16 protein-coding genes and 3 pseudogenes are annotated in these 18398 nt (G+C 34.2%); 12 read left to right on the top strand and 7 right to left on the bottom strand.

The features are described from left to right. Nucleotides 1-179: 179 nt before the first annotated feature. Complete coding sequence (locus ACO1B7_RS08665; protein ID WP_423090063.1) at nt 180-575, bottom strand: pilus assembly protein; 396 nt, start codon at nt 573-575, stop codon at nt 180-182. Nucleotides 576-1186: 611 nt separating this feature from the next. Between ACO1B7_RS08665 and ACO1B7_RS08660 the strand changes: the two genes are divergently transcribed. From ACO1B7_RS08660 to ACO1B7_RS08615, 10 genes are all read left to right on the top strand, one after another. Then, a complete protein-coding gene (locus ACO1B7_RS08660) occupies nt 1187-1624 on the top strand; it encodes a pilin (RefSeq protein WP_423090062.1) in 438 nt (145 codons plus the stop codon). Nucleotides 1625-1674: 50 nt separating this feature from the next. Beyond that, nucleotides 1675-3591, top strand: coding sequence for a tetratricopeptide repeat protein (locus ACO1B7_RS08655; RefSeq protein WP_423090061.1), 1917 nt, complete (start codon nt 1675-1677; stop codon nt 3589-3591). Continuing rightward, complete coding sequence (locus ACO1B7_RS08650) at nt 3588-4436, top strand: glycosyltransferase family 2 protein (protein WP_423090060.1); 849 nt, start codon at nt 3588-3590, stop codon at nt 4434-4436. Before ACO1B7_RS08655 ends, ACO1B7_RS08650 begins: the two co-directional genes overlap by 4 nt. An 8-nt stretch (nt 4437-4444) precedes the next feature. Beyond that, complete coding sequence (locus ACO1B7_RS08645; protein ID WP_423090059.1) at nt 4445-6169, top strand: ABC transporter ATP-binding protein; 1725 nt, start codon at nt 4445-4447, stop codon at nt 6167-6169. 50 nt (nt 6170-6219) lie between these two features. Further along, on the top strand, nt 6220-7278 hold the full coding sequence (gene rfbB, locus ACO1B7_RS08640) for a dTDP-glucose 4,6-dehydratase (protein WP_423090058.1): 1059 nt from the start codon (nt 6220-6222) through the stop codon (nt 7276-7278). Beyond that, entirely contained in the window at nt 7278-8162 is an 885-nt protein-coding gene (rfbA, locus tag ACO1B7_RS08635) for a glucose-1-phosphate thymidylyltransferase RfbA (RefSeq protein ID WP_423090057.1), read from the top strand. Before rfbB ends, rfbA begins: the two co-directional genes overlap by 1 nt. Beyond that, entirely contained in the window at nt 8159-9229 is a 1071-nt protein-coding gene (locus tag ACO1B7_RS08630) for a DegT/DnrJ/EryC1/StrS family aminotransferase (protein WP_423090056.1), read from the top strand. Before rfbA ends, ACO1B7_RS08630 begins: the two co-directional genes overlap by 4 nt. 18 nt (nt 9230-9247) lie before the next feature. After that, entirely contained in the window at nt 9248-10207 is a 960-nt protein-coding gene (locus tag ACO1B7_RS08625) for an ATP-grasp domain-containing protein (RefSeq protein WP_423090055.1), read from the top strand. Continuing rightward, the gene (locus ACO1B7_RS08620) at nt 10188-10922 is read left to right on the top strand and encodes a class I SAM-dependent methyltransferase (RefSeq protein ID WP_423090054.1); all 735 of its coding nucleotides are present in this window, start codon (nt 10188-10190) and stop codon (nt 10920-10922) included. The genes ACO1B7_RS08625 and ACO1B7_RS08620 overlap by 20 nt, the downstream gene beginning before the upstream one ends. A gap of 156 nt (nt 10923-11078) precedes the next feature. Next, nucleotides 11079-12032, top strand: coding sequence for a glycosyltransferase family 2 protein (locus ACO1B7_RS08615; RefSeq protein ID WP_423090053.1), 954 nt, complete (start codon nt 11079-11081; stop codon nt 12030-12032). 7 nt (nt 12033-12039) lie between these two features. Here the strand turns inward: ACO1B7_RS08615 and ACO1B7_RS08610 are convergent, their stop codons facing one another. The 3 genes and pseudogenes from ACO1B7_RS08610 to ACO1B7_RS08600 all read right to left on the bottom strand — a co-directional run. Then, nucleotides 12040-13167 carry a glycosyltransferase gene (locus ACO1B7_RS08610; protein WP_423090052.1) on the bottom strand — a complete coding sequence of 376 codons (1128 nt, stop codon included), beginning with the start codon at nt 13165-13167 and terminating at the stop codon, nt 12040-12042. Beyond that, entirely contained in the window at nt 13119-14255 is a 1137-nt protein-coding gene (locus ACO1B7_RS08605) for a glycosyltransferase family 4 protein (RefSeq protein WP_423090051.1), read from the bottom strand. The genes ACO1B7_RS08610 and ACO1B7_RS08605 overlap by 49 nt, the downstream gene beginning before the upstream one ends. Nucleotides 14256-14424: 169 nt before the next feature. Then, nucleotides 14425-14658 (bottom strand): annotated as a pseudogene (locus tag ACO1B7_RS08600) (hypothetical protein); the annotation flags it as partial. 55 nt (nt 14659-14713) lie between these two features. On the opposite strand from ACO1B7_RS08600, the gene ACO1B7_RS08595 reads away from it, so the two are divergent. Both ACO1B7_RS08595 and ACO1B7_RS08590 read left to right on the top strand, forming a co-directional pair. Next, a complete protein-coding gene (locus ACO1B7_RS08595; RefSeq protein ID WP_423090050.1) occupies nt 14714-15739 on the top strand; it encodes an IS30-like element ISAba125 family transposase in 1026 nt (341 codons plus the stop codon). A gap of 9 nt (nt 15740-15748) precedes the next feature. Then, nucleotides 15749-16075: pseudogene (locus ACO1B7_RS08590) on the top strand (HAD family hydrolase); the annotation flags it as partial. Between the two features lie 31 nt (nt 16076-16106). On the opposite strand, the gene ACO1B7_RS08585 reads toward ACO1B7_RS08590, so the two are convergent. The 3 genes and pseudogenes from ACO1B7_RS08585 to ACO1B7_RS08575 all read right to left on the bottom strand — a co-directional run bounded on the left by ACO1B7_RS08585 (nt 16107) and on the right by ACO1B7_RS08575 (nt 18179). Further along, nucleotides 16107-16892 (bottom strand): hypothetical protein, encoded by a 786-nt coding sequence (locus tag ACO1B7_RS08585; RefSeq protein ID WP_061519882.1) that lies wholly within the window; start codon nt 16890-16892, stop codon nt 16107-16109. A gap of 98 nt (nt 16893-16990) precedes the next feature. Next, nucleotides 16991-17350, bottom strand: a complete 360-nt coding sequence (locus ACO1B7_RS08580; protein WP_423090049.1) for an antitoxin Xre/MbcA/ParS toxin-binding domain-containing protein — start codon at nt 17348-17350, stop codon at nt 16991-16993. Between the two features lie 316 nt (nt 17351-17666). Continuing rightward, nucleotides 17667-18179, bottom strand: a pseudogene (locus ACO1B7_RS08575) (hypothetical protein). Nucleotides 18180-18398 lie beyond the last annotated feature (219 nt).

Genomic DNA, 18398 nt, shown 5'->3' with positions numbered 1-18398 from the left:
AAACTTCCTTGTGCCAATTGGGCTATAGTTTTTTAGATGTGTTGATAAATTATGACTGAATAATAAAACGATTCTATCGTTTTTTTTCAAGAAAGAACGCATCATTTAGGATGCCAGTTGCATATTCAAGAGATAAAAAAACGCACCTTTCGATGCGTCTCTTTTATAACAAAACTTAATTAGTTTTTAACATAACCGTTATCTAAACATTTGCCTGAATAATCCCACTTCAAGCGGTCGCCAGCAGTAGTCTCTGCTGTTGGGGTTAAGACACAAGTTTCAGCAGTCGTAATACCTTTATATGCATTCGGTGTTCCAGTGATTACAGCATTTGTGCCAATAGTAATGCTTCCCAAGGCTTTGTCTGTGGCTGTTGGTAATGTTTCACCGATTGAAGCAGCAGTATCACATGCTGCTAAATCTTTCTCGATACCGTAACAAGTATCAACTGCTGTACGTATAGCAGACATTGCCAATGGAATTTCAGAATAAGCCGCTTTTTTGATGTAGTTTTGGTACGAAGGAATCGCAATCGCAGCCAAAATACCAATAATCGCAATCACGATCATGAGCATTTTACATTCCATAAGTCACTATATATGGACATATACCAACTTATTGAATTATATATTTTTAACTCAATATTCATTTTGTCCATATGGACATGCATTTTAATGGGCAAACTTTTGAGTTTTGTCCATATCCAAGAATAGCTTTTACTTCCATGCGATTATAGACTTTTTATAAGAGCAGACCGATTGAAATATATTTTAAAATTTAGACAACTTAAAAATGGGATAGAAAAGTTAGACTCACTTATTAGCCAAGTTTTGTATTTCTTCTTTATGATAACTAATCACACGTTTCGCATGATGAAAAGCAATATGTCGAGTTGCTTCAACATCGCCAAATTCCATAGGCAAAGCTTTTATCACTGGGCGAGGTATTGGTAATCCTCCCTAAAAATAAAAGAAACGATAGGGCGCAATTTAAAGAACAAAACTGACGTTTTTTGTCACTTTTTTACATAAAATTACTAAAAGTAATTTTACTAACCTTTAATTTTTAACAAACTGTTGATTTTACATGAAATAACTAGATACTATACTTTGGCACATTTCGTGCAGACTAAAAATTAGCTTACAAAGCTTATAAATAAACTTACAAAACATTTGTGGAGAATGTCATGAACAAAATGCAGAAGGGCTTCACGCTCATCGAGCTTATGATTGTGGTCGCTATTATCGGTATTCTTGCCGCAATTGCGATTCCTGCTTATCAAAATTATACTAAGCGTGCACATGTTACGGAAGGCATTAATTTAGCAGGTGCTGCGAAAACTGCTGTAGCGGAATTTGCTTTATCTAACAATGCTTGGCCAAAAAGTAACGCTTCAGCTGGATTAAGCGCTGCCGCTGCCATTAAAGGAAATGCAGTTACTTCAGTAGGTGTAGGGACTACTGATGGTGCAACTGCAAATGGCCAAGTTATTATTACATATAATGGTAAAGTAGATTCAAAAACTCTTGTTTTAAGTCCAACAACAAGTGCAGGTGGTGTAATTTGGAAATGTAAAGCTGGTGACATGCCTAGTGAATTACTTCCATCTAGCTGCCGCGATTAATCTAACACCATCAAAAAAGACGCTTAAATGCGTCTTTTTTTGGATATAAAATGTATAAAAAATTTCACGCTATTGCTCTCTTTTTTTTAGTGCTCGTTACTTGTGCAACTGTTTATTTACCCGGGCTAAAAGGGGATTTTTTATTTGATGATTATCCGAATTTACAAGATTTAGGAGCTTATGGTGTAATTGATAGTTGGGAAAAATTTCAAAATTTTATAAGTAATGGCTTTGCTGGTCCAACAGGCCGACCTATATCTTTAGCAAGTTTTATAATTGACGCTAATACATGGCCTACATCCCCCTATCCATTTAAATATACTAACCTCATGATTCATTTGCTTAATGGAGTTTTACTTTGTTGGGCAACTTCATTATTACTTAAAAATTATAAATATAATGAAAAAAAGGCTATTTGGATTTCTTTAATAGCTACTGCAATATGGTTATTGCATCCTTATATGGTTTCCACAACACTATATATCGTACAACGAATGGCTCAACTTGCTACATTATTTACCCTAGCTGGAATTGTTGGATATCTTAAAGCAAGACTATTATTAAACAGAAAACCAAAGCTAGCTTATATTTATATGGCTATAGTAATTATAATTTTTACATTGCTTGCAACGTATAGTAAGGAAAATGGAGCATTACTTCCTTTATTAATTTTAGTTATTGAGTTTTGTAATCCTAATAAAAACTATAAACCTATATGGCAATGGCGTGCCATATTTTTATGGCTACCTTCATTAGCTATTTTAACATTAATGCTAAAATATGTAACTTTTGCTGAAAATCCATGGCCAAACCGTAACTTTAATATGGTTGAACGCTTATATAGTGAAACTCGAATTGTAACGGAATATCTATTTAATTTACTAATTCCACAAATTGAACTTAAGGGTCTCTATCAAGACGGATTTGAGGTATCTCGCTCATTAATAAAACCTATTACAACATTGTACTCAACAATATTTCTAGTACTTTTATTCATTTCTACTTTTATTTTACGTAAAAAATTTCCATTATTTTCAGTATCAATATTATTTTTCTTTGCTGCACATCTTATGGAATCAACAGTTATTGGTTTAGAATTATATTTTGAACACCGAAATTATACTGCTGCTTTATTTTTATTTTTACCATTGGCATCTGGTCTATACTCCTTAAAAGAATATATAAACGATCATTTAGTAACTTTTATTACTATTATAATTTTAACTATATTATCTTTTTTTACATATGAAAGAGCAAAACTTTGGGGTAACACTGAAGAGTTACAACTTTATTGGGCAAAAATTTCCCCAAACTCACCCCGTGCACAAAACTCAATTGCAGAAGTTTTATTGAATCAAGGTAGATATCAAGAATCAAATCAGTTTTTAGAACATGCAATACAACGAATGCCTGATAGTGCATTACTTAATGTGCGTTTATTATTGCAGAAAATATATATGAATATTGCTACTGAGCAGGATTTTGTTCAAACTGCTCATAAAATACAGACCCAACCATTCGATGCCCAAGCAGTTCAAGCATTAAGAACTTTAGTTGAATATGTGACTCTGAATAATAAAAACTTAAATTATGTAAAATCATCATTAATTTTAATTAATACTTTAGAAAAAAATGCTCAATATAATCATTTCCCATTATTTCAACGATTGATGCCGTACTTAAAAGCAAAGATATATTTAGCTGAAAAAAAACCAGATCAATCGTTAAAGCAATATCAAGATGCAATTATACGTTATAATGATGTAGAAGCTGGAATGATGATGGTTGCTGAGCTAGGATCAGTAGGTTACCCCATAGAAGCGTTGATTCTATTAGATCAAGTAGAAGATATTTATCAAAAACAGCCAAAATCAGATTTAAAGCGTTCATCAAAAGAATATGATTCAGAAATTTCTAGAATCAGAACTATTTTAATAGAGCAATTACAGTATGGGGAAAAGCCTTGATAGTTAGCATCGTTCTTCCTGCCAAAAACGAATCTGCCGCAATTGGTCAAACTATTGCGCAGATTCAACAATTGCAATTGGCGCATGAAATCATAGTAGTCAATGATGGTTCCACTGATTCAACTAAAGCAGTTGCTGAATACGCAGGGGCGACAGTCATTACACACCCCTATTCTAAAGGTAATGGTGCAGCGATTAAAACAGGTGCCAGAGCTGCAACGGGTGATGTAATTATTTTTATGGACGCCGATGGACAGCATGATCCACAAGACATTCCCCACTTACTGGAAAAAATTGAACAAGGTTATGATCTTGTTGTAGGTGCTAGGCAAAAAGGCTCTCAAGCAAGCTTAGGTCGTGGTATTGCCAATGCACTCTATAACAACCTTGCAACATATATGACTGAACAAAAAGTAGAAGATCTAACCTCTGGTTTTCGTGCCGTTCGCGCAGATAAATTCCGTGAATTTTTATATTTACTGCCTAATGGTTTTTCTTATCCAACTACTAGCACTATGGCATTTTTCCGCGCAGGTTACTCAGTAACTTATGTTCCAATACATGCTGCAAAACGCATAGGTAAAAGTCATATTCAACCGCTGAAAGATGGAGTACGCTTCTTTTTAATTATTTTTAAAATTGCCACACTATTTTCACCTTTAAAGATGTTTTTACCAATCGCTGTAGTGTTATTTTTAATGGGAACAGGTTGGTATGCTTATACCCTTTATGAGTTTCATCGTTTTACCAATATGAGTGCATTACTTTATACAGGTAGTATTATGATTTTTCTTATGGGCTTAATTTCAGAGCAAATTACTGCTCTTATGTATAAAGAGAAGTAAAGAAAGCCGTGTTCAGTAGTTTAAAACAACTTTGGCAGATTTTATCCCCTTTAGATAAACGTAAAGTCATCTATGTCCTTATTTTAGTAATGGGAATGGCATTTATAGAATCAGCAGGTGTGATTTCGATTATGCCTTTTCTGGCTGTATTGTCCAATCCTGATATTGTAGAATCAAATTATTCATTAAAATTAATGTATGACTTTACAGGTGCAACAAGCAAACAAAATTTTATTGTTTATTTAGGCTTCTTATCTTTAGGTATTGTTATATTTTCAACTATTTTTAAAATTTTAACTCAATATGCAGTGAATAGATTTGCTAGTTTACAGCGTCATTACTTTGCTACTCGTCTTCTTAAAGCTTATTTGCAACAAAACTATGAATTCTTTATTCAACGCAACAGTGCTACTTTAACCAAAAATATTTTATCTGAAGTCGATCAATTAATTTGGACTATGATTCTACCCGCTTTAACGTTGATGTCTTACGGTGTGGTCTTACTAGCCATGATTGGGATTTTACTGCTGTACGATCCACTGATGGCGATTATAACGGCATGCGTACTCGGTGTATTTTATTCAGTTATTTATCTATTAGTACGGAAAAAACTAACTCAAATAGGGCAAGAATTTACCCAAGCTAACAAAGAGCGTTATCAAACCTGTCAAGAAGCTCTGGCAGGTATTAAAGATATAATGATTAATAATGCCAAGCAAGGCTATATTGACCAATTTGAACAATCATCACGAGTATTCGCTCAGCATATTGCTACAAGAGACACTTTAGGGCAAGTACCACTTAGTATTATTGAAACTGTTGGTTATGGTTGCTTAATTGGTTTAGCGATGATTCTGGTGGTGTCAGGGAAAGATGTATCTAATATTTTACCAGTGTTAGGGTTGTATGGTTTTGCTGCTTATAGAATGTTGCCTGCGGCACAAAATATTTACCGTTCGATTTCGCAAATTAAGTTTTCGCAACAGGTATTGGCAATCCTACAACCAGAATTTGCTTTAGAGAAGCATGAGCATTTCACACCTTTAAAATTGGATTCATATAAGTTAAAGTTTGAAAATTCTATTTCTCTAGAAAATATTAGTTTTGCTTATCCAAATCGGCTAGATCAGCCTGTATTAAAAGACATGAATCTGAGTATTACTAAAAATAGTAGCTTGGGAATCATTGGTAAAAGTGGTAGTGGTAAAAGCACCCTCATGGATATTATGCTGGGACTTTTGCAACCACGGCAAGGACAAATACTGATTGATGGGATCGCATTAGCTGAACACAATATTATGGCATGGCAAAATTTGGTTGGTTATGTACCACAAAGCATTTATTTGGCTGATAAAAGCATCACGGAAAATATTGCATTTGGTGTGCCATTAGCACAGATCGATTTTGAACAAGTAAAATTTGTTGCTAAACAAGCACAAATACATGAGTTTATAATGCAACAGTTGCCAGAAGGCTATGCTAGCATCGTGGGCGAGCGTGGCGTGATGCTTTCGGGTGGGCAAAGACAGCGAATTGGGATTGCACGTGCGTTATATAAAAAGCCACAAGTGTTATTTATGGATGAAGCTACCAGCGCATTAGATAATGAAACTGAACAAGCAGTCAATGAAGCCATTCAATGTTTAAATGGTAAAATGACTATGATAATTATTGCGCATCGAGAAAGTGCAGTGGCGAGATGTGATGAAATACTTCAACTACGCACAAAATAATTATATGTAATACAAGTTTTAATATAATCTATATTCAGGATAAATGCATTATGAATTTTTTAATCACAGGAGGAGCAGGATTTATTGGTTCAGCAGTCATTCGCCATATCATACAACATACTAAAAATAGTGTACTGAATTTAGATAAACTCACTTATGCAGGTAGTTTAGAATCTTTAGTTGAAATAAGTCAAAATCCTCGCTATCAATTTCAACAGGTAGATATTTGTGATGCCTCAAAATTAGAACAGGTTTTTCATGAGTTTCAGCCTGATGCGATTATGCACTTGGCAGCAGAATCTCATGTTGACCGTTCGATTGATAGTCCTGCCGACTTTATTCAAACCAATATTGTGGGAACCTACACCCTATTAGAAATAGCACGCAAGTATTGGAAGGGGTTAGGCGAAAATAAAAAAACAGTATTTCGTTTCCATCATATTTCAACAGATGAAGTCTATGGGGATTTAGGTGATACCATAGCGCTTTTTAAAGAAACGACTCCCTACTCACCAAGTTCTCCTTATTCGGCCTCAAAGGCTAGTTCAGATCATTTGGTACGTGCTTGGTATCGAACCTATGGATTACCAGTTATTGTTAGTAATTGTTCTAATAACTATGGCCCATATCATTTTCCTGAAAAATTAATTCCATTAATGATTTTAAATGCTTTAGATGCTAAACCATTACCAGTATATGGTAACGGTCATCAAATCCGTGATTGGTTATTTGTTGAAGATCACGCACAGGCTTTATATAAAGTCGTGACTGAAGGTCGTGTGGGTGAAACTTATAATATTGGTGGAAATAATGAAAAGAATAACCTCGAAGTTGTAAAAACGATTTGTAAAATTTTGGATGAATTAAAGCCCCAAGCAAATGGACAGAAGTATGAAGCTCTTATTACTTTTGTGAGAGATAGACCTGGGCACGATTTACGTTATGCAATTGATGCTGCAAAAATTGAAAATGAATTGGGCTGGAAGCCACAAGAAACTTTTGAAACAGGGATTCGAAAAACAGTTAAATGGTATTTAGATAATTTAGATTGGTGTCATCGTGTACAAGATGGTAGCTACCAACGTGGAAGATTAGGGGAAAAATTATAATGGTTAGTATAACTAAAGGTATTATTTTGGCTGGGGGTTCAGGTACTCGTTTGTACCCTATTACCAAAGGTATATCTAAGCAACTACTCCCTATTTATGATAAACCAATGATTTATTATCCACTTTCTGTACTTATGCTGGCAGGAATTCAGGATATACTCATTATCACTACACCTGAAGATATAGAGAGTTTTAAACGTCTGCTTGGTGATGGTTCTCAGTTTGGTATCTGTTTGCAATATGCGATCCAACCGAATCCTAATGGTTTAGCTCAAGCATTTATTATTGGTGAAGCATTTATTGGTGACAGTAATGTGTGTTTGGTACTAGGTGATAATATTTTTTATGGTCAAGGTTTTACACCAATGTTAAAACAGGCCATCGCTCATAAAAAAGGTGCAACAGTTTTTGGTTATCAGGTGAAAGATCCAGAACGTTTTGGTGTTGTTGAGTTCGATGAACAAAAACGAGCAATATCGTTAGAAGAAAAGCCCAAATATCCAAAATCACATTTTGCTGTAACGGGATTGTATTTTTATGACAATAATGTAATTGAAATTGCTAAAAATGTTAAGCCCTCACAACGTGGAGAACTTGAAATCACCAGTATTAATCAAATATACCTTGAACGTGGTGATTTAAATGTAGAGCTACTTGGGCGAGGCTTTGCATGGCTTGATACAGGAACGCATGCAAGCCTAATGGAAGCAGGCATGTTTGTAGAAACGATTGAAAAACGCCAAGGCTTTAAAATCGCTTGTTTAGAAGAAATAGGTTACAACAATGGTTGGTTAACAAAAGAGTTTCTTATACAGCAAGGTCAATTACTAAGTAAGAATAGCTATGGACAGTATTTGTTAGAGCTGGTTTGTAAAAAAAGATGATTCCAGTCACTCGCTCTTATCTGCCGAATAAAGAAAAACTTAAAGCCTATATAGACCAAATTTATGATAGTGGTTGGTTGACCAACTGCGGGAGTCTTTTATTAGAATTAGAAAAGCGCTTAGCTGCTTATCTAGGTGTCAAGCATCTTATTCTTGTTGCCAATGGTTCTTTGGCACTACAAGTAGCTTATAAATCCTTAAACCTAACGGGTGAAGTGATTACCACACCATTTAGCTTTGCTGCCACGACTAATACCCTAGTGTGGGAAGGATTAAGTCCTATTTTTGCAGATATTGACCCATACAGTTTCAACCTAAATCCGACTAATATTGAACCACTCATTACCACAAAAACTAGTGCCATATTACCTGTACATGTATTTGGTAATCCTTGCGAAGTCGAAGCTATTCAGACAATTGCCACTAAGCACAATTTAAAAGTGATTTACGATGCTGCTCATGCTTTCGGTAGCCAGTATAAGGGACAAAGTATTCTCAATTATGGCGATATTAGTACCTTAAGCTTTCATGCAACTAAGCTTTTTCATACCATTGAGGGTGGTGCTATCATTACTAATAATGATGAGTTAGCAAAAAAAGTACGTTTACTCATTAATTTTGGTATTACTAGCCCAACATCTATCGAGTCGATAGGAATTAATGCCAAAATGAATGAATTTGAGGCAGCAATGGGACTTTGTATATTAGATGAAATTGAAATAATTAAATCAGGACGTAAACAGATATGGGAAACATATCAAACTGCATTAAAAGATAAAGTTATATTTCAACAATGGAATAAATATAGTGAAAATAACTATGCTTATGCCCCTATTCTGTTTGACACTGGAGTGAAGTTATTACAAGCTGAAGTAAAGTTACATAAGCATGGTATAGTCCCACGTCGATACTTTTACCCGAGTTTAGATACTTTAAGTCATTTAGAAAGTAAACAGATGTGTAAATATTCAAGAGAGATTGCTAGTAGAGTATTGTGTTTACCAATGTTTCCGAGTTTAGAAAGAAATTCACAAGATGAAATCTGTGAAATCTTATTGAATATGTGATAAAATATAGAACTAAACATGAATATCTTAATAACTGCATTAGGTTCGATGTCTGCAGAGGCAGTCATTACTAGCTTAATAAAAATACCGAAAGTAAAACTTGTAGGATGTAATTTGCATCCTTCCAATTGGACTCCTGCTTCACGCTTGGTAAACCACTTCTATCAAATTAGTTCTGCAAAAGATGAAAATAATTATATTCAGCATATATTATCTATTTGTCAAAATCACCAAATCAACTACATTATCCCACTAACAGATCCAGAAATAGATGTACTAGCAAAAAACTATAGTACATTTATACAAAAAGGTATTACCCTTTGTATTTCTAATCCAGCATCTATAAAAATAGCGAGAGATAAATATGAAGTTTATAAGTTATTTTCAACATATTCTACAATAATCCCAATACCGAGTGCTAAACTAGAAGAAGATACCTTAGGCTTTGTAAAGTTTCCTGCTATTTTAAAACCACGTTATGGACGCAGTAGTGAGGGAATTCAGTATGCACAAAATCCCTCTGATCTAAAATTTTGGCAACAATATTTCAAAGGTTGTGAATATATTATTCAGCCATTTTATAAGGGTAAAATTATTGTTGTAGATGTAGTCCGCCAATCTAATGGAGAAAAGTGCGTTGCTATAGCTCGGGAGGAATTGCTACGTACCACCAATGGAGCAGGGATTACAGTATGTACTCAACCTAAACATATATGTGAATCTTTAGGAATAGAAGTCGCCCATTCCCTTAAAATGATAGGTTGTTTCAATGTTGAATTTATAGCAACGAATAATCAGATATTTTTAATGGACATTAATCCAAGATTTTCAGCTGGTATTACCTTTAGCAATAAATCAGGATACGATATGATTTTAAATCATATGAATTGTTTCATCAATGGCGAGATTGAATCTGATATTGGTAATAATAGAGTAGAAAAAATATACACTAGAGGCTATGTTGAATATGAATTATAGGAACTTAAATAAACTAACTCCTTTGTCTGAAAGCAAAAATTGGAATGAAAAATGGGGAGAAATATTCGACAATTATCAACAAGATTTAAGACATGCTTATTATATTCATGCAATTCTTAAGCCTGATGAGAGAAAGATATTAGAAATTGGTGCTGGTAGTTTTCGTGATATGGCAGAACTACGGAGGCGTGGTATTAATTGTGAGGGGATGGATTTTTCTGAAGAAGCAGTTCAACGAGCAAAACAAAAATTTCCTGAATTTTCAGAGGTAATTCATCAGATGAGTGCATTTGATCTTCCGTATCAAGATAAAACATTTGATATGAGTTATCACAATGGATTTTGGATACTATTTGATGATGAGCAGATAAAAAAATTACTTAAAGAACAAGTTAGAGTTACAAAAAAAAGAATAGTTGCTACGGTTCATAATGCCCATAATCAACAATTTTTTGATTATTTTAATAAGTTGAAAATAGATGACCCACTTTATGATATTCGTTTTTTTACAATAGATGAGATAGTTGGGCTAATGAATGAGGTTTGCAGCAGTGTTGAAATAATCCCTGTCGGCAAAGGCAAAAAATACCATGAAGATTTATTAATTAAAGATGGGATAACTGATCCTCAAAAAATTAGAGAAATTTTCTTTAAAAATAGTTTGGATTACTTAGAAAGTAGTGAGCGTTTGATGTGTATCGGGACAATTAAGTAAGTATAATCTCTATGTAGGATATTAAACTGAAAAAATAGTAAATTATTTATGTCAAAAAACCTTAGTTTTATGAATAAATATTTTGAATAAATTAGTAAATTTTTAAAAAGGTGTATAGTGCTAGAATTCTTGTCATTAAGAACTAGAACAGAAATTATGTCTACTTGGCAAAAAAAATCTAGTGTTCCTCTTGTTAGTATTTGGTGTACTACTTATAACCATGAAAATTATATTGAAGATGCAATTAAGGGGTTTTTAATACAAGAAACTAATTTTTCTTTTGAAATTATTATTCATGATGATGCATCAACCGATAAAACAGTAGATATTATTCGTAAATATGAAAGATATTATCCAAAATTAATTAAACCAATTTTTCAAAAAGAGAATCAATATTCAAAAGGAAGTAATTTTTTAGAAATCCTAATGAAGTTAGCAAATGGAAAGTATATTGCTATTTGTGAAGGTGATGATTATTGGACTGATCCTAATAAGTTACAAAAACAAGTTGATTATTTAGAAACTCATCCAAATACTGTAATTAGCTTTTTCAATACCCAATACTTTTATCAAGATAAACAAAAATTTGGAGAACTATATTTACCTAGTAAACATAGGAAAGACTTTTCTAAAGATGAGTTAACCAAAATAACTACTTGGTTACCAACTTCCACTAGAGTTTTTAGAAAGATAAGTTTTGGTAATATTCCTGAAATAGCCAAAGTTCTTAATACTGATGATTTTTTAATATCTATACTTGGAAGCTACGGAAAGGCTCATTATCACCATGATATAAAACCCACAGTTTATAGGGTCCATAGTCATGGTATATGGCAAAGTCAGAACAAAAAAAGTAGGGTTGAAGCACAAATGAACACCTTCTTTTGGCTATATATTTATTATCAGAGAATAGAAAATATTGAATTATCTGACTTCTTTTTAAAAAAGTATAAATACTCTTTCGCATTGAGATTCACTTTTTTTGAAATCTTTAAAATTTTAGTACTTAGTTCATCTCCTGAAGCTGTTCTATTAAGAAATCATGACTCCAAGCTAGGAAAAATAATATATAATTATTTGAGAAAATTATTTAGAAACAATAATAGTTGAGTTCACTTTAATCGATATCAAGAATTAACTTAAGTGTAATTTTTGAAATACTATTATAAGAATACTCATTAGATGACGATACTATTATTTTCTTAGTTAATTGTATCTTAATATTTTTTGCCAACATATTGGGATTATTTGGTTCAGAAAGTATATTTAATAACTTTGAAAATAGTAGTCCAAAATTTTTTTCAATATTAGGAGTTCTTGAAGCGACAATAGGAACCTTTATAGCTAAGTATTCAGCAATCTTACAAGAAGATGCCATATCCAAATAAGGTGAACGGCGATATGGTAATGTAAGTATATCACATGCACCCATAGCTGTAGGTACTTGCTTATAAGGCATATTGCCAAGATAAATTATATTTCCTCCCCTAAGATTTAAATTAGGTCGAGATCTACCACCAATGAGAAGATGATAATCATGTCCTTGTTCTATTAATATTTGATGTGCTACTAATAAATCATCAATACCTCTATCACTATCTAAGGTGCCAAAATAACCAATATAAATAGCATCTTTATCTAATTTTAATTTTTTTCTACATTCATATTTATCTAAAGGCTTAAATAATTTTGTATCTATACCATTAGGAGTAATAATACTATTTTTTATAATATTTTTAAATGACTTTTCCAAGGCCACACTAGCAAATAAACAAATATAGGAATTTTTTAATAAAAATTTAAATAAATCAAATCCTAGGGGTTTAATATACCCACCAAATTCATCGTATTTATCGTAAACATCGAACACGAACTTAGCATTTAGCTTTTTAGCTAAACGATAACCCAGCAAGCCAATATAGCAATCACCACTAGCTATAATAATATCGGGCTTTTTTTTACTTCTACTTTCTTGCCAATATTGTTTGATCACGCTGCCATTTTTTACTGGCGTAGAAATGATTGCTAAACTGTCGTCTTGTTGTGTTACAAACTCAGTTGAGTGATAGTCAATGAGCCAGAGTTTGGTATCAACTCCAGCCTTTGCCCAATGATAGGGTAATTGATAAATTCGCCCATACTTTTCTGTAAGTGCATCTCGATTTGTATAAAAACGTTTTCCGATGAATAGAATATTCACTTCAGTACACTCGCTTCGACAATCTTTTTGCCAAAAATACTCCATTCAAACTGCCCTGCAAAGTGCTGACATTGCTCAATATTTTTAGTTTTTTTTAATGCCATTATCGTTTGCTTAGCCAACGCTTCGTAGTTGTTTTTTTCTACCAAACAACCTGAAGTACCATCTTTTACTGCATCAACAACACCACCTGTAGCAAAAGCCACTGTAGGCAAACCATGTGCTGCCGCCTCAATAGCCACCATACCAAACCCTTCAGGATCATCAGGAATATGCCTTACAGGGAACACATGTACATCTGCTGCCTCATAAATAGTCGCAAGCTGCTTATTATCGGTAATTACACCTAAAAATAGAATATGATTTTCAATCTGATTTTTTTTTGCTGCTTCTAAAATTTCCTCACGAGTTTGTAGCCCCGCGCCTAAAGAATTCTTAGGTGACTCCCCAACTACAACCAAAACCACATCTGGTTCTTGTTGAACAATATAAGCTAAGGAATTTTCAACAAACTCCTTTAAGCCTTTACGTGTAGTCAATCGACCGACTGATAACAATATTTTTTTATGTTCTAAATTATATTTTTTCTTAAAAGACTGAATCGCATTTAAGGGTTGAGCTGTTACAGGCAAAGTCACACCTGGATGCACAATACTTATGTCTTTTTCTAATACACCTGCATTCAGTGCCAATATCTTCGTGGGTGTACTATTTACAATTACACAATCCATGCGTTTAAAAAAAGGAACCCAAATTTTTTGATACACCCAATGAGCAGCAGTAATATCAAAACCATGCAGGTAAACAACTGCTTTAGCACCCGTAAGCTTGCTGACTAGCCAAACTAAAGGAGCAGTTAAACCACTTCCAGCAATAATCACATTTGGCTTAAAGCACACAGCAGTCCAGAAAGCCTTGCACAATGCAATTAACATAAATAGCACGAGAGGCTTTAAAGGTGACTCTAAAACCTGAACATTTTCAGGTTTAACTGCAGCAGCACCTGTAGGACCAACGACTTTAACCTTTGCGTATTTACTCAGCTCGTCTGCCATATGCCAGTTCAGACGCTCCATCCCCCCAACCAATGGTGGTAAATTACGTGTTATAAGAAGAATACGTTGCTTCTTCATTTTTTAATTTTCCCCAATTAAAAACCTACCTTTGAAATACTTAAACCTAAATTGTCGTAAATATTTCCTAAGGTAAAAGAATGAACAAATATAGCATTTTACCCTGTAACTGGAAAAAGAAATAAAGACTAAAAAGCCACTAAATTACCAAGTTTAGTGGCTATATCAATCAAATAGTCCGAGCACTTTGCCTCAACTCAAAATTTTCCAGCAACAGCGAATTGCACTTTTCCAGCAGTTTTTCATAATCTTCTTTCAGCTGCTCATAATCACTTTTCACCGCCTTGGTCTTAATTTTCGCTTGCTCAATTTGCTGGGCAGGCGAAAGAACATTTTGCCCTGCTGCCTGTGCAGCTTGCTCAATTGCCTCAATTAATGCAGCATGACGGCTCTTTTTAATCGAGGGCAGAGTAAAACTTGAAGTGCGACATAAACCACCTAATTAATTTAAAGGGTTTATGGAGTATATAAAATTGTCATACCATCATCTTAACTTTGAAGATCGTACTGCATTAATGCTTGAGTCAAGAAAAGAAGGCTTTTCAGCCAGAAAATTTGCTGAACTCATTAAAAGACATCCTAGTACGATCTATCGTGAGCTTAAAAGAAATAGCATCAATGACGTTTATCAAGCTCAATATACTTCTGATAACACCTTCGCTAGACGTAGACGCGGTCACAGAAAACTCAAAATCGATTCAATCCTCTGGAAATTTATTGTTGAAGCGATCCGTTGTTTATGGTCTCCTCAGCAAATAGCAAAGCGTTTAAAGACATTTCCTGATTTGGATCAAACAATGAATGTAAGCCATACAACGATTTATTCAACGATACGAGCATTACCAAAGGGTGAGTTGAAAAAAGACTTATTATCCTGTCTGCGTCATGAAAATAAAAAGCGAAAAGCTAACGGTGAACCTAAAAAAGATTCTATATTACAGGATATTAAAACTATTCATGAGCGCCCAGCCGAAGTTCAAGAAAGAAAAATACCGGGTCATTGGGAAGCCGATTTAATTAAAGGTAAAGACAATAAAAGTTCGATAGCAACACTTATTGAACGAAATACACGGCTCTGTATCTTGGCAACATTACCTGATGCAAAGGCAGAATCAGTGCGCAAGGCTTTAACTGAAGCTCTGAAATATTTACCTGCAGAACTACGTAAAACGTTGACCTATGACCGTGGACGTGAGATGTCAGAACATAAAATCCTCGAAGAAGATTTAGGCATAGATGTATATTTCTGTGACCCACATTCGCCATGGCAGAAAGGTACATGCGAAAATATGAATGGTTTAATTAGGCAATATTTACCTAAAGGGATTGATTTAAATCAGGCAGATCAGCATTATTTAAATCAAGTTGCCATGTCACTGAATACTCGTCCTAGAAAAGCGTTAGATTGGCTTACACCATTAGAGAAATTTGCTCAGCTTGTTGATTATCATAAGGCTTTTGAAACTGTCGCACCTCATGTTTGAATTCGCCCCTTATCAACTTTGGAAGAATTAAAAAAACTGGGATTCAGATTGGCAGTATGCTCAAATTTAGCGATACCATATGGAAAAGTTGTTTCTTCATTTTTACCTTCTCTTGATGCTTATGCTTGGAGTTATGAGGTTGGAGCAATTAAACCAGAGTCACAAATTTATCAATATTTAATTGATAAATTACAATGTCATGCCAAAGACATTTTGTTTATTGGAGATACTCTTTTAGCTGATTACAGTGGTCCAACTGAATTTGGTATGTCAGCACGTTTAATTGATCGTAAGAGTGGGCAAAAGCTGGCAGATGTTTTAAGCGACATACTTTAACAACTCGTGGACGCCACCTAATAGTGAATACTCACAGCTCCTCATCTTTCCATTTTTTAAATTCTGCAATTCGTTCTTCAAGCTCCAGAACCCATGCTGGTTTTATATGTGGCACATTTAGGCGCTCAACACCTTGATGGTCAAAAAACTTATACACCTTTGCCGCCAACTTGATAAACGCCTGTTCAAACGTATTTGCCCAAACATCTAAACGATAATCATGATAATGCTCTTGGTATAATTTACCACCATCTTCTACTTTATTGAGATGTGAGCCAGTTTCTAAATAAATCACTAATTGCCCATTATCTTCATCATTATATGCACCGTGATAAACATTTTGGCAGTGCCCCCATGTATTCCAGTGCCATGATGGTACATCACCGATAACCGTCCAAAAAGCTGGGTGTGTATCAATAAAATGATAGGCTGTTAAAAAGTCTGTTGGATTTGCGAGATATGCTTGCTCATTTTCAAAGGCAGTCTGTAAAGCAGATTGTAAATGCTCAAATTTATTTTTATCGGTGTAGGAAAACAAACTACTAGAAAGATGCTCAGAGGTTTTAAAAAATAACCCACCACTCTCTTTATCCTTACCAAAATATTGATAGACCTCTGGTAGAATCTGTAAATCTGTAGGTTTGACATGATGGATCTGGTGTTGTACGTCTTTTAAGCTTTCGTGAATTGCTTCCATACGATCAGGGTAAGTGACGACAAGTTTCGTATCACGCAGTGATAAAATTGCTGGTTCAGTTATTTGGGGTAACTGTTCTAATAACCAGTCTGGTAATTGTTTTAATTCAGTCGGTTGCATTTTTAGTTATCCTTTTTTTAATAATTTCAAATTGTTACATGCGCTACACAACATAATTTGTGAAAGTTGATTGTAAGTTAGTCCATAGGAGTATATTGTCACTCAGGGGCTTCAACAAAATTAAGAACAGAAATCAAGCCACTCATTGTTTCTATTTGATGAATTGGGATACCGCTAGTGACTCTATTTTCGGACGTTAAAAAAATCTTCATCGCAGCCTGATCACCACCTGTCAAAGCATGTAAAGCCTGGTATAGACGAATCAGCAACAGTGCTAATTTCCCCTGTTTAGAATTTGGATCTAATTCAGGTTGGTTTTGCAATTGAGTGATTGCCTCAACATCCATATCTAGCATTATTGCGAGCTGAGACTGACTAAGGGAAAGCAGTTTAGCAGCCCTAAGTACTGACTTTCCCAATACAGCTGCTGGTACTACCTGCTGTTCCAATAACGTCATAGCATCACCTCAAGCTCTAATTTTACTGATCAAGCCTTAAATCTAACAATATTACACAAATTACTAGATAAAACGATCACCTATTCCTGTTCGTAGCATACCAGTTATTCTTACTTGTTAGACGACCAGAAATAGTCACATAAGCTAATTTTGCCGACACCTGATGATTCATACTTACACCACGCCCTGCTGCTTCCAAGGCAATTTTTTGATGAACAATGATGGAACACGAACAATAAATCGACCACTATATTAACCAAGGGGGGCAGTTTTTAAATGCCGTTAGGGGGGCATTTTTACACTGCCGCTAACACAGCTATCTTCCTAATTTTTTAAAATAGGTTTCACATTTTGAAGCGGGGCCAAAATTATATTTTAAAGCGGTATTGGCTCTAGCTGTTGCATATTCAATACCTTGAATTTCACGCTGCTGAGCAAAAACTTGAATCGCAGGATGTAACTGTTCTGAGCAACTGGCATCGTTGCTAAAGTATTTTAAAGTCTTGGTATTGGAAAAATATATTGCAGCAAACAATCGCCCATCTTTAAACACAATCGCGGATGAAGCATCTAAAGTGCTTCCAGACCGACCTTCATAATACAGCGCCTCATCTGTTTTCAGTAAATATGGCGCTGAGTAACTGTCAAAATTAGATTGAAATTTTAGATAATCATGCTTTAACAATGTTTGAAGTTCTGTTTGGATTTTTGGATTCAAAACAATTTGAGGAATTGATGAAATATCTGAATATTAAATGAAGTCTAGTTCTTGAGCATGAGTAAAAACGGAGATTGAAAAAAGTAGAAAAAGATAATAGTGATTTTTCATATCAAATTTATTATTTTTATGTCCATATTGACTTACTTATGGATTGTTCATTTTATATGGACACTTATGGAGTATCGATGAGCGTAAAGCCCTTCTGCATTGTATTCATAACATTCTCCACAAATGTTTTTTGTTTATTTATAAGCCTAAAGAAAAAGCTCATTTAGCTTAATTTTATATTTAGCACTAAGTGTGCCAACTTTTATTATAATAAAATTA

The sequence above is a fragment of the Acinetobacter lwoffii genome (assembly GCF_049367455.1).
Classification (GTDB): domain Bacteria; phylum Pseudomonadota; class Gammaproteobacteria; order Pseudomonadales; family Moraxellaceae; genus Acinetobacter; species Acinetobacter lwoffii_W.
The sequence above is the reverse complement of the archived record's forward strand: the minus strand, read 5'-3'. Positions and strand labels throughout refer to the sequence as shown.